We start from the raw sequence: 14,540 nt of genomic DNA on the forward strand, positions 1-14,540 counted from the left end.
ATCATTTTTTCGGGGAAGCGTCAAGCCTTTTTATATATTTTGTACGATTTGCACAATAAAAATTGTAACAACTTACAAGAAAAAACGGTACGTCTGTTGCCAGTGCGTACCGTTTTTCCATAAGGTTATGAAAGAGTTCTAAAAGCGGGTGAAATCTCACCCTGAAAGGAAAGCAAATGTTGTGTGGGGAATGACATTAGAATCACTTGACGTGGAATGCTGCCATGCCCGGATATACGGCACTGTCGCCCAGTTCTTCTTCGATGCGGAGCAGCTGGTTGTACTTTGCCACACGCTCCGAACGGCTGGGAGCACCGGTCTTGATCTGGCAGGTATTCAGTGCAACTGCCAGATCAGCAATGGTCGTATCTGCGGTTTCGCCGGAACGGTGAGAAGAAATTGCAGTGTAGCCTGCATTGTGAGCCATCTGGATTGCTTCCAGCGTTTCGGAAACAGAACCGATCTGGTTCAGCTTGATCAGAATGGAGTTGCCGCAGCCCAGTTCGATGCCCTTCTTCAGACGTTCAGTATTGGTAACGAACAGGTCGTCGCCAACCAGCTGTACCTTGCCGCCCAGCTTTGCCGTCAGCTTCTGCCAGCCTTCCCAGTCTTCTTCGTCCAGAGCGTCTTCGATCGAGATGATCGGATACTTCTCTACCAGATCAGCCCAGTGCTGAATCAGTTCGTCGGAAGTAAAATCTCTGCCGGACTTCGGCTGGTGATAGAAGCCCTTGCCCTTTTCGCTTTTCCACTCAGAAGAAGCAGCGTCCATCGCGATCATGAAATCCCTGCCCGGCTCATAGCCTGCTGCCTTTACCGCTTCCAGAATGGTTTCAATGGTTTCGTCATCGCTGGACAGGTTCGGAGCAAAGCCGCCCTCGTCGCCGACAGAAGTTGCCAGTCCCTTGGACTTCAGAATCTTCGCCAGATTGTGGAACACTTCTGCACACCAACGCAGGGCTTCCTTAAAGCTGGGAGCACCTACCGGCATGATCATGAATTCCTGTGTGTCTACCGTATTGGTGGCATGAGCACCGCCGTTCAGAATGTTCATCATCGGAACCGGCAGACGAGTGCCGGATACGCCGCCCAGAAAACGATACAGCGGAATGTCCAGTGCAGTTGCTGCGGCTCTTGCTGTGGCAATGGAAACTGCCAGAATTGCATTGGCACCCAGCTTGGACTTGTCCTTGGTGCCGTCTGCGGCGATCATTGCCTTGTCTACTGCGTACAGATCAGATGCGTCCATACCAGTGATAGTTTCGTTGATAACGGTATTGATGTTTTCTACAGCCTTGGTCACGCCCTTGCCCAGATAGCGAGCCTTGTCGCCGTCACGCAGTTCCAGTGCTTCGAATTCGCCGGTGGAAGCACCGCTGGGGGCAGTACCTCTTGCAACAGTACCGTCAACCAGTGTGACTTCTGCTTCTACAGTCGGATTGCCTCTGGAATCCAGAATCTCTCTGCCGACAACTTTTTCGATCTGCAAATAACTCATAGTAGAATACTCCTTTACGTATCGCGGAAGCACTGTACAAATCCCGCCTTTCGGCTGTGTACACAAGCTTTATACCGTGTTTCCTTCTCCATTACGCATGTTCATTTTGAAGTTAGTTATCTCTAACTAAAGACATTGTACCACAGAACCTTCGCCTTGTCAAGTATCCGACGAAATTTTTCTACGGAAACACTTTCAGGCAACACCACATACGCTTTAGGCAATACCGCACAAAGATTGTGCGACAGATGCGTCGTCAAATTTTTCGTCAGATGAAACAAAAAGCGGAGTGAATACTTGATGTATTCACGAGCATTTTTGTGAAATATGACGGGAAATTTGCAAGCAGATGGCGTGCAAAGTCGCCAGACGCTCTTTGTGCGGTATTGCCTTCATGTGATACTGCCTGAAGTATGTGCAGATGTCGTAAGTTTATACCGTCGCTTCCAGAATTTCGCACACCGTCAGCACTTCGCCGTCCACGGTAAAGCGGACTTCCAGACCGGCGAACGGGAAGCCATACACCCGATCGGCGTCGTGCTGGTAGGACGGACGGGGGTCTTGTGCCAGCACCTCGGTCAGCCCTGCCCGCAGGGATTCCGGCACTTTCTCCAGCCAGACTTCCGGAAAGCGAACTTCCAGACGATGAGCCGCTGCCGGCAGAGCAAAACCGCCCCTGGCTTCGGGGTGGCTGTCAATGTGTGGCAGGTACGGCTTGATGTCGTAAATGGGCGTGCCGTGCATCAGATCGGCACCGGAAACCGTCAGGTAGGGAGCATTCGCCCCGTGCAATGTAATTTCTTCCAGCTGCACCACCGACAGCCCCAGCGGATTGGGACGAAACGGTGAGCGTGTCGCAAAAACGCCCATGCGGACATTGCCGCCCAGACGGGGCGGGCGAACGGTAGGCGACCACTTCTGCCGCACCGCCTGCGAGAATTCCCAGATCAGCCAGATGTGGGAGTAATCCTCCAGCCCCCGAAACGCATCGGGATTCCGGTATTCCGGCTCCATGACAATGCGGGCATGCAGACTGTTGACCAGTCCACTCTGGCGGGGGATACCGAACTTGGTGGGGAAATCGTTTTCAATATGAGCAATAGGTTTCACAATAACAGTCCTTTCTGCGGAGATGCTGCTGCATCACGGAGTTATGCCAGATCTTTCTTCTGGAAGATCCGGCAGCTAAAGACATAGCACAGTCCGGAAACCACCAGCGACAGCACCGGCATGGCAATCGCCGCCGGCAGCAGCATTGCGGAAAATTCCGCAGGCAGAGTGGCAAGATTGTCTGTCATTTCCTGCATGAAAACGCTGCCCGCACCCATGAAAGCACACGCCGGAATCACATAGATCAAAATAGAGATCAGCCGTGCATATTCCGGCGGGAACCGGAACAGCAGCAGTGTGGAAACGCTGCCCATGAGCAGCACGACCCAGAGCACAAGCCATGCGGCAAACAGCATATTGCAGAACGCCTTGACTTCAAACGTCCGCAGTACCAGACTGACAAGAGCTGCCAGCACGAGATACGCCAGTGTACTGCCGCATACAATCAGCAGCTGCAACAGGAATTTCGACCGCACCACGTCTTTTCGCGTGACGGGCATCGTCAGTGCAAAGCGGTTCCAGTTGCAGGAATGGTCATAGGAAAAAGTGCTTGAGGTCTGCGAGTCCATCATCACCAGCCAGAAGCCCATGTAAGACCAGCCGCTCTGGATATTCACGCCGGAAACAGCCGCCATAAAGACGTACAGAATGAGGAAAATTCGTCCGCCTTTCCATATGGTATAGAAATCTTTCAAAAGCAGTCCTTTCATTTGCCCTGCACTCCTTTCACATACAACAACAGGATCTCGTCCATTGTGACCTGATCTATGACAGCCTCCGGATACTTCCGCAAAATTGCCTCCCGATCCGGCACGAGCACATCATAGGAATAGTCCTTTTTCCGCCACGCCAGCACCTCTGGCGATTCCAGCTTCTGGAATAATGCTTCTCCGCAGCGGAGAATGCCGTACTGCCAGAGCAGTTCGTCCTTGGGCTTGGAGAGCAGCAGCTTTCCTGCATGGAGAAATGTCACATAATCCGCCACCTTTTCCAGATCACTGGTGATGTGGGTGGAGATCAGAATGGCATGCTCCTCGTCCTGCACGAATTCCAGAAACAAATCCAGCAGGTCGTCCCGCACCACAGGATCCAGTCCGCTGGTAGGCTCGTCCAGGATCAGCAGCTTCGGGTGGTGGGCAAATGCCAGCACCAGCGAAAGCTTCATGCTCATGCCGCGGGACAGTTCCTTGACCTTCTGCTTGGGCAGCAGGGAGAACTGCTGCAACAGTTCCTGAAAATAGGCTTCGTCCCAGTTGGAATAGATGCTGCGGCAGATCTTCCCCGCCTTTTCCACCGTCAGTTCCGGTGAAAAGCAAAGACTGTCAAACACCACGCCGATCTGCTCCTTCATAGCAACGCTGTCTGTGTTCAGCGGTTCGCCGCAGAACAGCACCTCTCCGCACTCCCGCCGGATCAGCCCCAGAATGCCCCGAATGGTAGTGCTTTTTCCGGCTCCGTTTTCGCCTACTAAGCCCATGATCGTTCCACCGGCAATGGAAAAGCTGATGTGTTCCAGCCGGAAATTCACATAGGAACGCCCCAGATCCCGTACTTCTAAAATATTCTGCATGGCTATTCTTCCTCCCGATAAAAAATGGTCAGTGCCTGCACCAGCGATTCCAGCGAAATGCCGCTGACGCGGGCAATTTCCGCCGCCGCCAGCAGGTGCTCCTCCGCCTTTCGCTGCTGTTCTTCCCGATAGATCTCCGGATTCTGGGCAGCCACAAAGCTGCCCCGCCCGACTGTCGTTTCCAGAAATCCGTCCCGCTGTAGTTCCTCATACGCCCGCTGCACCGTAATCACGCTGACATGCAGGGACTTCGCCAGACTTCGCATAGACGGCAGCGATTCGCCGGCATGCAGCGTGCCGTCCATGATCTGGGCTTTCAGCTGCTCCGTGATCTGGGCGTAAATGGGCTTGCTGCTGTTGCCGCTGATGATAATTTCCACGGGCTCCCCTCCTTTGTGCTAATTGTACTGGTTCAATAAGTACATTATAGCACACAAAAGCTTGTCTGTCAAGCCGGCGGGAAAACTTTTTGGCAATACTGCACAATCTGCAAAGCCCACAGAAGCCATACCACATTTACTGCAATTTTTTTCGCAAATCCCTTGCAAAATCTTCTATGGTATGGTATGATAAATGTACGACCACACTGTCTTTATCGGTGATGGTCATTTGACATTGAAAATACAGATGTAAAGGAGATACTCCCTATGCAGTATGGTTATTTTGACCTGAAAAACAAAGAATACGTGATCGACCGACCGGATACGCCGGCACCCTGGGTAAACTACCTCGGTTCTCCGGAATACGGTGCAATGATCTCCAACAACGCTGCCGGATACAGCTTTGTCAAGTCCGGTGCAAACGGCAGAATCAGCCGCTTCCGCTTCAACTCCATGATGGCACTGCCCGGACGCTACATTTACCTGCGGGATAACGACACCAAGGATTACTGGTCTGCTACATGGCAGCCGGTAGGCAAGCCGCTGGATTCCTACAAGAGCGTCTGCCGCCACGGTACTGCTTACACCGTAATTTCCGCAGACTATGCCGGCATTTCCTCCGAAGTCACTTATTATGTACCCATCGGGGCAACTTATGAGGTATGGCGTGCAGTCATCACCAACAACAGCGACAAGCCGAGAAACCTGTCCACATTCGGTTTCGTAGAGTTCACCAACGACAACAACTACGAACAGGATCAGGTCAACCTCCAGTACACCCTGTTCATCACCCGTACCAGCTTTGAGGGCAACAAGATCCTCCAGCACATCAACGAAAATGACGGCAAGGACGCTACCGGTTCCAACCACAGAGAGCGTTTCTTCGGCATGGTAGGTGCTCCGATCTCCGGCTATAACGGCAATCTGGACAGCTTCATTGGTCCGTACCGCACCTATTCCAACCCGATCGCTGTAGAACAGGGCAAGTGCACCGGTGAGATGAACTACAACAGCAATGCCTGCGGTGCTCTCCAGAGTGACATCACCCTCCAGCCGGGCGAATCCAAGGAACTGATCTTCGTACTGGGTCAGAAAGACAATGCACAGGCAAACGAAATCCTCGCTTCCTATGAAGCTGCCGGCAAGGTCGACAACGAAGTAGAGGCTCTGAAGGAATACTGGCACAGCAAGCTGAACCATTTCCAGGTCAGCACACCGTCTGATGCGTTCAACAACATGATCAACGTCTGGAACGCTTATCAGTGCTTCATCACCTTTATCTGGTCCCGTGCCGCATCGTTTGTATACTGCGGTCTGCGGAACGGCTACGGCTACCGCGATACTGTACAGGACATTCAGGGTATCATTCATCTGGATCCGGAACTCGCCGCAGAAAAGATCCGCTTTATGCTGTCTGCACAGGTAGACAACGGCGGCGGTCTGCCGCTGGTCAAGTTCGACCACAACGCCGGTCATGAAAACACACCGGACGATCCGGAATATGTCAAGGAAACCGGTCACCCGTCCTACCGTGCAGACGATGCTCTGTGGCTGTTCCCCACCATTCGCAAGTATGTGGGCGAATCCGGCAACAAGGCATTCTATGACGAAGTGATCGTCTATGCAAACGGCGGCGAAGATACTGTTTACAACCACCTGAAGCGTGCGATCCGCTTCTCCATGGAACGTCTGGGCGACCACAACATGCCGGCTGGTCTGCACGCAGACTGGAACGACTGCCTGCGTCTGGGCAAAAAGGGCGAGTCCACTTTCGTGGCATTCCAGCTGTACTATGCAATGTCCATGATGCATGAACTGGCAGCAGAACGCAAGGACAGCGAGTATGTTTCCTATCTGGACAAGGCTCAGAAGGCTCTGGGCGAAGCACTGGCTGCATGCTGGGACGAAGACCGCTTTATCCGCGGTATCCGCGAAGACGGCGTAGTAGTTGGTGCCAAGAAGGATCCGGAAGCTTCCATGTGGCTGAACCCCCAGAGCTGGAGCGTCATTTCCGGCTTCGCTTCCAAGGAACAGAGCGACAAGGCAATGCAGTCTGTAGCAGACATTCTGGACACCCCGTATGGTGCAAAGCTGCTGGATCCGCCGTATATCGACCACTATTTCGACGGTGCCCTGATGCACATCTTCAATCCGGACACCAAGGAAAACGGCGGTATCTTCTCCCAGTCGCAGGGCTGGCTGATTCTGGCAGAGAGCCTGCTGGGACACGGTGACGATGCATTCCGCTACTTCGAGGAAAGTTCTCCGGCTTCCATGAACGACAAGGCAGAACAGCGTGTACTGGAACCGTATGTACACGGTCAGTTCACCGAGTCCACCGCTTCCCCGTATGCAGGACGTTCTCACGTACACTGGCTGACTGGTACCGCTTCCACCGTTATGGTTGGCTGTGTCGAGGGTATCTGCGGCATGCGTCCGGACGCTGACGGTCTGCACATCTGCCCGTCGATTCCGGCAGCATGGGACGGCTTCACCATGGAAAAACTGTTCCGCGGCAAGCAGCTGTCTATCACGGTCAAGAACCCGAACCACGTACAAAGCGGCGTGGCTTCCCTGACATTGAACGGCAAGGCACTGGACGGCGACTATGTACCGGCTGCTGCACTGGCTGACAAGAACGAAATCGAAGTTGTTCTGGGCTAAGGAAACACTGAATAAAGCCCGCCTGACGGCTTTGTACGCAATCTGCTTGCAGATTTTCCGTCATATTGCCCAGAAATCCCTTGCCATACGGCAGTATGCCTGCGGAATTTCTATGCAATCTGCCGAAAAATCTGACTACGCATCTTACGCACAAGCTTTATTCAGTGTTTCCCTAATTTCCCGAAAGGCAACTCTATAGCATAAATAAGCAATGCCCTTTCCGCAAAGGAAAGGGCATTTTTTGTTGGAAACCATTATGTTCCGCAAAAAGTACAGTATTGTCTTTACAATTTTGTCGCTTCATGGTATAATAAAGGCAATCTACACGAAAACAAAGGAGCATGCTATGAGATCCGCCAGAACTGCAAAACATATCATTATCGGACTGCTGCTGTTGGGAATTCTTCTCGTGGGCGGGTGGTATTTCCTATACCCCTACTCGCTGGGCAGCCGTATTTCCGCAAGCGAACCCCTTTCTCTCTCAGTCAACATTGCGGGCGTGACTGTCACCGGAAAAGACACCGTCGATACAGTGACCTATGAATTCCAGCCGGACACGCAGGAGTACAAGGCATTGGTTTCCCTGCTGAACGACTACGACTATCACCGCAGCTTCCTCACTCTGCTGCCGCTGGAGGACTACACACCGGACAGCAACACCACCACATTCCAGCTGCAAAGCACGGACAGCCAGTATCTGCTGACCGACAAGGGCGGCTTCTCTGCGGAGCCGGTTTCCGGCGGGAAATCCCTCGTCTACGCAATAGGGTATCTGGGCAGCGGCAAGGCGGAACAGCTTACCGCAGAATTGCAGGCACTGCTGAAAAGCTGTACGCCGGTGGAAACGCATGATGATGCGGAAATGGGAACGACATAATGCAAACGGCAGGGAACCGATCAAAGTTCCCTGCCGTTTTTAAGGCAATACCGCACAAAGAGCGTCTGGGGACTTTGCACGCCATCTGCTTGCAAATTTCCCGTCATATTTCACAAAAATGCTCGTGAATACATCAAGTATTCACTCCGCTTTTTGTTTCATCTGACGAAAAATTTGACGACGCATCTGTCGCACAATCTTTGTGCGGTATTGCCTTAAAGCCCGTTTACTGCACCGGCAGCGTATCCACCAGATGCACCAGAAATTCCATCAGCACAGTGGCATCTGCACTGTCAACTTCCCCGTCCCCATTGCAGTCTGCATTCTTCTTTGCCGCTTCGTTCAGCGAAACCGTTCCGGCACTCGCCTTTGCAAGCAGTACTGCGTCCTGAATGTCAATTCTGCCGTCCAGATCGACATCACCGCAAAGCCATTCTTCCGACAGTGCCACAAAGGGAATCTCGTTCTCTGCCGCATACTGTTCCGCAGTAGAACCGGCATAGCCATAGAGCACCAGATTTTCATTGCGGTTCGGATTGGTTTCCAGCCAGACGGACACATAGCCCAGTCCGGTATCCGTCAAATCTACGTCACGGGAGAGAATGGTCACTTTCTCCAGAGCAGAATCACTTTCCAAAGCATTGTCACCGATCTCCTCCACCCCTGCCGGAATGGTGAGTTCTTTTACGCCGGCATCATAAAATGCGTGATTTCCAATGGTTTTCAGGCTGTCCGGCAAGGTGATCTGGGTACAGTGGGTATTCTCAAATGTACTGTCCCCGATAGAAACCAAGCTGTTTCCCAGCTGTACCGTTTCTGCATCTGCAAGTCCGAGAAATCCCAATGCCACGTCCAGTTGTGTCACCGTGTCGGAAACTGCGATGTGCTTGACACCAGTAAACGCTGTCTGCACTGCATAAACCTCCGGCATCAGCTCTGCGAGCACTGCGTTCTTTTCCTCGCTGCCCATTGCAGAAGGGTCATAGCCATTTGCCTCCAGCAATTCCGTCAATTCGTTTGCTGCCGCATTCAACCATGCATGATATTCTTCCCAAGGATAAACACCCTTTTCTATGGTGCAGGTATCCCCCTGTATCGAAATCTCCACACCGTCCGCCGTTGCAGATTCCCATGTGCAATGCACCGTATCCCCGTCAACTGTCCATGTCATGGTATCTCCCAATGTGCCGGCAGCTTCCTCTGCGGAAACCGGCAGCCCTGCCGTTCCGGTCAGCATTGCCAATGCCGCCAGAAGTGCAGTCATTTTCTTGCACGCTTTCATGCGATCACCCTTTCTTGTAAATCCCTGCATAGAGCCGCTTGTGGATTCTTATGCATCGTTCCTTGTTTTTACATGAAATCTGTAACTGAAAAATCCAATTTCATGTGATTTTGTGCTTATATTTCATATTATATCATATTAGTATTGCTTTGTCAACTTTTTTTTGCAGAGAATTCACATTTCAGCAGAGCAACAAAAAAACGCACCACTTCCGGTGCGTTTTTCTATAGGGCAATACCGCACAAAGATTGTGCGACAGATGCGTCGTCAAATTTTTCGTCAGATGAAACAAAAAGCGGAGTGAATACTTGATGTATTCACGAGCATTTTTGTGAAATATGACGGGAAATTTGCAAGCAGATGGCGTGCAAAGTCGCCAGACGCTCTTTGTGCGGTATTGCCATAGGCAAGTTGAAAAGTACGCTTATCCCTGCCACGGAGCAGCATAGACGGAATCCACGCCCAGATATTCCTCCAATGTCAGGTCATATTTCTGGATCTCCTTTGCAATGTCCACACCCACATAGCGGATATGCCACGGCTCATACTGATAGCCGGTGATGTCCTCTTTTCCTTTCGGAAAACGGATAATGAAGCCATAGTCCGCACAATGCTGTGCCAGCCACGCAGCTTCCGGCGTATCGCCAAAGGCATCGTCAATCGTGTTGCAGTCAATGGTCAGTCCGGTCTGGTGCTCGGAATAGCCTGGACGGGCAGAAAAGCTGTCCGCCTGTTCCGAACCGTAGAGATCGCAGTAGTTGTTATAAATCTTCACCTGATAGGCATAATCCCGATAATCGGAACCAATATACAGATCCAGCCCCTCCTGTGCCGCCGCGTCACTTAGCTTCTGAAACGCGTCCTTGGTAATGGGCTGCAAGCCGGGATCATAGTCGGCAGACAGCGGATAGGACTTGTTGACGATCAGAATGCCGTCTGCATAGGTTCCCTCCTGCCGCTGTTCCAGATGCCGCACGGCGATCTGGTAATTAGTCTTGCCGTCAGTGATCTGGCATCTGCCCTGCTGTACGCCGGTGACTGTGCCGCTGCTGTCTACTTCTGCAACGGAAGTGTCACTGCTGTTCCAGCTGCCGTCTGCTGCGGGAAGCTGTGCTGTGCTGCCCTCCAGCACCGCCAGAAATCCCTGTGCATCGGTATTAGCCGGCGTATCGGGAGCATTGGTTCCGGCGGCAGTGCTGCTGTCAGAAGCGCTGTTCTGCAAGGCAGAGGATTCTCCGGCGCGATTCAGTGTGTTGGGGATGAACAAGAGCCACACAGAAAACCCCAGCACTGCCAGACAGAGCAGCAGTGCAATCAGGCATAACTGTTTTTGCCGTTTCCGGCGGTGCTGTTGGTTTCTACTCATATGAAACATCCCTTTCTCTGCGCGTTATTGTGCACGATAGATCACCGTGCTGTCAGTGAGATCATAGCCGCTCAGTCCGCTGGTGCCGTCAGAAGCTTCGCCCGCAAAAGCAAAGCGATATGCGGTGATCGTCTTCACCTCTGACGGATTGATGGGTTCGCTGTAGCAAAGCACATCTGCGGCGCTGTCCGCATCCCAATAGACCTCTGTCAGCGGCACATACTGCCCGATGGTGCCTGTTCCGCAGCCGGGCAGCGCATGGATCCGCCGCAGCATCTCCTCACCTTCTGCATTCTGTACCAACTCATCAAAAATCTTTCTGCCGTCTTTCAGCGTGATGACATAATCGACTGTGTGGCTCTCGTCATCCCATTCTGCCGGAGCTGTGATCGTTGCCGAAAGTTCCTGCAAGTTTACTGTGCCTCCGTCAAAATCAGCTGTGATGGGTGCTGCACTGGCAAAATCCAATGTAACGCTAGTGTGCCAGTTGCCGGAAACTACACCCTCTGTCTCTGCATAGAGTTCCTTTTCCCGGTCGCTGCACTTCTGCGCCAGTTGGTTTTCCCGGCGATAAGCTTTCCAAGCGTTTACATCAAAACCTGCCGGAAGATCGCCGTCCCCCCAGTCTTTCAACGCATCTTCCCCGAAGTTCTGCCGGACATACTCCTGTAGGAACTGGTCGTCATAGGCTGTTAGCTGTTCCCAGATCTGAGAGACCTGTGCCTCTGTATAGAAACTTCCAAAAGTCACATCCAGTGTTTTTCCCTGCAAGTCCGTGTGGTTGATACGAAGGTTGATATAATACGCTCCGTCCTTTTCCCGGACATCTACCGTTCTGCCATAACAGTCCAGTGTCTCACTGCCGCCGTCTGCATCCAGCAAGAGCAATTGATAGGGCAGTGCCAAGCCGTCCTGCAACGCCACACCGTCCATGGCAGTCACCTGAAAGCTCAGCATTGCCTGGCTGTCATCGCCGTACATGCCCAGCAGCTTAAACTGTACATTCTCGTTGGTGCTGTCGAAGTCCGCTGCTGGCGTAGTGACCAGAGCCGCCAGCTTTTCCGGATCTTTCGGTGTTTCTTCACCGATCAGGCTCTGGAAGAATGCGTCCAGTCCGCCGTAGCCGGCTGCTGCTACCAGCGTTGTGCCGCCAGTGACCAGCACTGCCGCTGCGGCGATGCCTGCCACCCACTTGGTCATGTGCATGCGATTCCGCTTCGGCTGCGGAGCAGTACCAGCTTGTTCCTGCACCCGTTTCCAAATTGCATCGGTATGAATCGGCTGGGTTTCCAGCTTCGGCACACCATTTTTTTCTGCTGCATAGTGGTCAAACCAATCAAAGCAATTCCATTTCATGAGATAGCTCCTTTCCCCATGGCGGTGAAGCGAACCTGCTGCACTGCCGGTGTGTCTTCATACGCATATCCCCGTTCCACCAGTTCCTGCTGCAACTTCTTTCTGGCACGGCTCATTCGCATTTTCACTGCGGATTCGCTCATGTGCAGCGTGCCGGCGATCTGCCGGACGGGTTCATAGCAATAGTAGTACCGCACCAGAATCTCCCTGTCCTTTGCGGAGAGGGTGTCCAGTACGTCCTGCAGCAGTTCCCCCAGAATCTTCTGGTCGATGTTGCCTTCTACATCTTCTTCGCTGCCAATCTCCACCAGATCTTCCAGATTCACGGTTTCGTGATAGCTGCGGATTCGGTTCTTCGCCCGATTTCGGGCAATTGCCGCCAGATATGCCGTCAGCTTTCCGGCTTTCAGCTGGTCGGTATGTTCCCACACCGCCAGAAACACATCTGCCGTCAGTTCTTCCACGTCCGGTTCTGCCAGATACTTTCCGATAATATTGCGTATGATCGTTCCCACATAGGGGCTATAAGTTGTAATCAACTCCTCCAGAGCCTGCGGGTGGTGCTGTTTGAGTCTGCGTATCAGAGAACGTTCCTGCACGCTGGTTCACTCCTTTCGTATGTTCCGAACGGCCGTTCACCTATAACAACACGCATTCCGCAGAAATGGTCACATGATTGGTGTTTCCCTATTCCTCGTCTTCCTCGTCTTTCTTTTCGTCCTCTGCTGCCGGCATATCGGCGTGACCGATATGGTGCAGCTGGCTGTGTGAAATGGTCTGCTCATAGTCTGCCACTTCTTCCGCCGCGTCCTCATCGTCATCGTCCAGAATGCTGCGGTAACCGTCATCGTATTCCGGTTTCTCCTCTGCAGCTTCGTCCTGCTTGCCACGCTGGGAGAGCGGGATCTTGTGCTCGGCTTCGGCTTCCTGCAAGGCTTTCTTTTCCTCTGCTGTCATCATGTTCCGGCGGATCAGGCGAATTGCGATCAGCAGCACTGCCACCAAAACCACCGCCAGTATGCCCCACAGCATAACAGCTTTCCAGTTGACGTTCATTGCCTTGAAGCTGATCTTCACGTCGCAGTCCTTGACATAATCTGATGCTGCACCGGTATAGCCGATCAGCAGGAAGCCGTCCAGAGCCTTGACTTTCAGATTGTCGCCGGAGTCTGACGAAACTGTCACATAGTCCTCGCTGTCGTCATCGTCAGCAGGAGAGGTACAGCCAAAAGCGTACTTGCCCACAGAGGAAACCCGCTTCGGCAGCTGAACTTCTTTCAGGTTGTCGTCACAGAAAAAGGCGTAGTCCCCGATTTCCAGATCGCCGCCCTCGCCGCCGTCCTCGTCAGAGGCACCGGAAAAAGTGACAGAAGTCAGACCAGTACAGTCGGCAAATGCAGTCGTTCCAATGGTGGTAACTGCTTTCGGAATAGTCAGGCTGGTCAGCCCGCTGCAAAAATCGAATGCCATTTCGCCGATGTACTGTAATTTCTCATCAAAGTTAATCTGCTGGAGGTTGCCTGCTGCAAAGAACGCACCGGCATAGACCACCAGTGTGCTTTCCGGCAAAGTAAAGCTGGTATCCGTCCGCCCTGCGGGGTAGAGATACAGAATGCTTTCCTCTGTATCATACAGCACGTTGTCCACTGCCTGATACTTGGTGTTGCCGTCCTCTACCGCAATGGTTTCCAGCGACGGGCATGCCACAAAGGACATGGCTCCGATATTCTCCAGATTCTTCGGAACGGTAAAGGACTTCAGGGACATGCAGCCGTAAAAGGTATAGCCGCCCAGTTCCGTCACCTTTTCCGGAATCTGCACTTTGTCCAGAGCCGTACAGTAGTAGAACAGCTGATCGCCCAGTGTTTCCACTGTATCGGGCAGTGTCACAGTTTCCAGGCTGGTACAGTAGCCGAATGCCATATCGCCGATCTCCGTGGTGTCCTTGCCCAGTGTCAGGTCAGTCAGTGCGGTACAGCTGAAAAATGTGCCCTGTTCGATTTTGGTCACAGCGTCCGGTACAGTCACTTTGGTCAGTGCGGTACAGCCGTAAAAGGCAGCCGAACCGATCTCGGTCACACTGGCGGGAATGGTCACACTTTGCAGCGACGTGCAGTTGGCGAAAGCTTCTTCCCCGATCGATACAATGTCATAGCCGTCGATCTTCGGCATGATACTGATATGAGTCGCCGACTCCACACAGTCAGTGACAGAAACTGTGGTATTGCTCAGCTTTTTATAAGTCAGCGTGCCGTCATCGAACGTGTCGCTGCTCTCGGCAGTAGTGGTTTCTGCCGCCCATACCACGCCGCCGGCAGGCAGCAGAGCACAGACAGCAACCGATGCTGCGGCAAGGGCAGCAGCACCTCGTTTGAATGCAAATGAAAATGTAGACTTCATGGATTTCGGGTTCCTTTCTGCGGCAGATGTGCCGGTA

Annotated in this window: 12 protein-coding genes; 2 read left to right on the top strand and 10 right to left on the bottom strand. The window is 52.7% G+C overall.

The annotated features are described in order from the left end of the window. Nucleotides 1-202: 202 nt before the first annotated feature. The 5 genes from eno to DXB92_RS01270 form a co-directional block, all read right to left on the bottom strand. Nucleotides 203-1,498 carry a phosphopyruvate hydratase gene (gene eno, locus DXB92_RS01250; RefSeq protein ID WP_117731917.1) on the bottom strand — a complete coding sequence of 432 codons (1,296 nt, stop codon included), beginning with the start codon at nucleotides 1,496-1,498 and terminating at the stop codon, nucleotides 203-205. 432 nt (nucleotides 1,499-1,930) lie between these two features. Then, on the bottom strand, nucleotides 1,931-2,608 hold the full coding sequence (tsaA, locus tag DXB92_RS01255; protein WP_117731919.1) for a tRNA (N6-threonylcarbamoyladenosine(37)-N6)-methyltransferase TrmO: 678 nt from the start codon (nucleotides 2,606-2,608) through the stop codon (nucleotides 1,931-1,933). Nucleotides 2,609-2,649: 41 nt separating this feature from the next. Further along, a complete protein-coding gene (locus tag DXB92_RS01260; RefSeq protein ID WP_117731921.1) occupies nucleotides 2,650-3,318 on the bottom strand; it encodes an ABC-2 transporter permease in 669 nt (222 codons plus the stop codon). Continuing rightward, on the bottom strand, nucleotides 3,315-4,178 hold the full coding sequence (locus DXB92_RS01265) for an ABC transporter ATP-binding protein (protein WP_117731923.1): 864 nt from the start codon (nucleotides 4,176-4,178) through the stop codon (nucleotides 3,315-3,317). The genes DXB92_RS01260 and DXB92_RS01265 overlap by 4 nt, the downstream gene beginning before the upstream one ends. 2 nt (nucleotides 4,179-4,180) lie before the next feature. Continuing rightward, entirely contained in the window at nucleotides 4,181-4,558 is a 378-nt protein-coding gene (locus tag DXB92_RS01270; RefSeq protein WP_117731925.1) for a GntR family transcriptional regulator, read from the bottom strand. Nucleotides 4,559-4,825: 267 nt separating this feature from the next. Between DXB92_RS01270 and DXB92_RS01275 the strand changes: the two genes are divergently transcribed. Together DXB92_RS01275 and DXB92_RS01280 are read left to right on the top strand one after the other, a co-directional pair. Continuing rightward, the gene (locus tag DXB92_RS01275; protein WP_117731927.1) at nucleotides 4,826-7,222 is read left to right on the top strand and encodes a N,N'-diacetylchitobiose phosphorylase; all 2,397 of its coding nucleotides are present in this window, start codon (nucleotides 4,826-4,828) and stop codon (nucleotides 7,220-7,222) included. Nucleotides 7,223-7,568: 346 nt separating this feature from the next. Next, nucleotides 7,569-8,099 (top strand): hypothetical protein, encoded by a 531-nt coding sequence (locus DXB92_RS01280; RefSeq protein WP_117731929.1) that lies wholly within the window; start codon nucleotides 7,569-7,571, stop codon nucleotides 8,097-8,099. Nucleotides 8,100-8,325: 226 nt separating this feature from the next. On the opposite strand, the gene DXB92_RS01285 is transcribed toward DXB92_RS01280, so the two are convergent. From DXB92_RS01285 to DXB92_RS01305, 5 genes are all read right to left on the bottom strand, one after another. Then, entirely contained in the window at nucleotides 8,326-9,381 is a 1,056-nt protein-coding gene (locus DXB92_RS01285; RefSeq protein WP_187118435.1) for a leucine-rich repeat protein, read from the bottom strand. 424 nt (nucleotides 9,382-9,805) lie between these two features. Beyond that, the gene (locus tag DXB92_RS13415; protein ID WP_181976842.1) at nucleotides 9,806-10,747 is read right to left on the bottom strand and encodes a D-alanyl-D-alanine carboxypeptidase family protein; all 942 of its coding nucleotides are present in this window, start codon (nucleotides 10,745-10,747) and stop codon (nucleotides 9,806-9,808) included. 24 nt (nucleotides 10,748-10,771) lie between these two features. Beyond that, nucleotides 10,772-12,103, bottom strand: a complete 1,332-nt coding sequence (locus DXB92_RS01295) for a hypothetical protein (RefSeq protein ID WP_117731933.1) — start codon at nucleotides 12,101-12,103, stop codon at nucleotides 10,772-10,774. Next, entirely contained in the window at nucleotides 12,100-12,702 is a 603-nt protein-coding gene (locus DXB92_RS01300) for a sigma-70 family RNA polymerase sigma factor (RefSeq protein ID WP_117731935.1), read from the bottom strand. Before DXB92_RS01300 ends, DXB92_RS01295 begins: the two co-directional genes overlap by 4 nt. Before the next feature lie 88 nt (nucleotides 12,703-12,790). Next, complete coding sequence (locus DXB92_RS01305; protein WP_181976843.1) at nucleotides 12,791-14,503, bottom strand: leucine-rich repeat domain-containing protein; 1,713 nt, start codon at nucleotides 14,501-14,503, stop codon at nucleotides 12,791-12,793. Nucleotides 14,504-14,540 lie beyond the last annotated feature (37 nt).

This window comes from Ruminococcus sp. OM06-36AC, assembly GCF_003438725.1.
Taxonomy (GTDB): Bacteria; Bacillota; Clostridia; order Oscillospirales; family Ruminococcaceae; genus Ruminococcus_C; species Ruminococcus_C callidus.

Bases quoted from the DNA above. Each gene is read 5' to 3' on its own strand.
- DXB92_RS01280 (WP_117731929.1), top strand. From the start codon at position 7,569: ATGAGATCCGCCAGAACTGCAAAACATATCATTATCGGACTGCTGCTG.
- DXB92_RS13415 (WP_181976842.1), bottom strand. From the start codon at position 10,747: ATGAGTAGAAACCAACAGCACCGCCGGAAACGGCAAAAACAGTTATGC.
- DXB92_RS01305 (WP_181976843.1), bottom strand. From the start codon at position 14,503: ATGAAGTCTACATTTTCATTTGCATTCAAACGAGGTGCTGCTGCCCTT.
- DXB92_RS01265 (WP_117731923.1), bottom strand. From the start codon at position 4,178: ATGCAGAATATTTTAGAAGTACGGGATCTGGGGCGTTCCTATGTGAAT.
- DXB92_RS01260 (WP_117731921.1), bottom strand. From the start codon at position 3,318: ATGAAAGGACTGCTTTTGAAAGATTTCTATACCATATGGAAAGGCGGA.
- eno (WP_117731917.1), bottom strand. From the start codon at position 1,498: ATGAGTTATTTGCAGATCGAAAAAGTTGTCGGCAGAGAGATTCTGGAT.
- DXB92_RS01275 (WP_117731927.1), top strand. From the start codon at position 4,826: ATGCAGTATGGTTATTTTGACCTGAAAAACAAAGAATACGTGATCGAC.
- DXB92_RS01295 (WP_117731933.1), bottom strand. From the start codon at position 12,103: ATGAAATGGAATTGCTTTGATTGGTTTGACCACTATGCAGCAGAAAAA.
- DXB92_RS01285 (WP_187118435.1), bottom strand. From the start codon at position 9,381: ATGAAAGCGTGCAAGAAAATGACTGCACTTCTGGCGGCATTGGCAATG.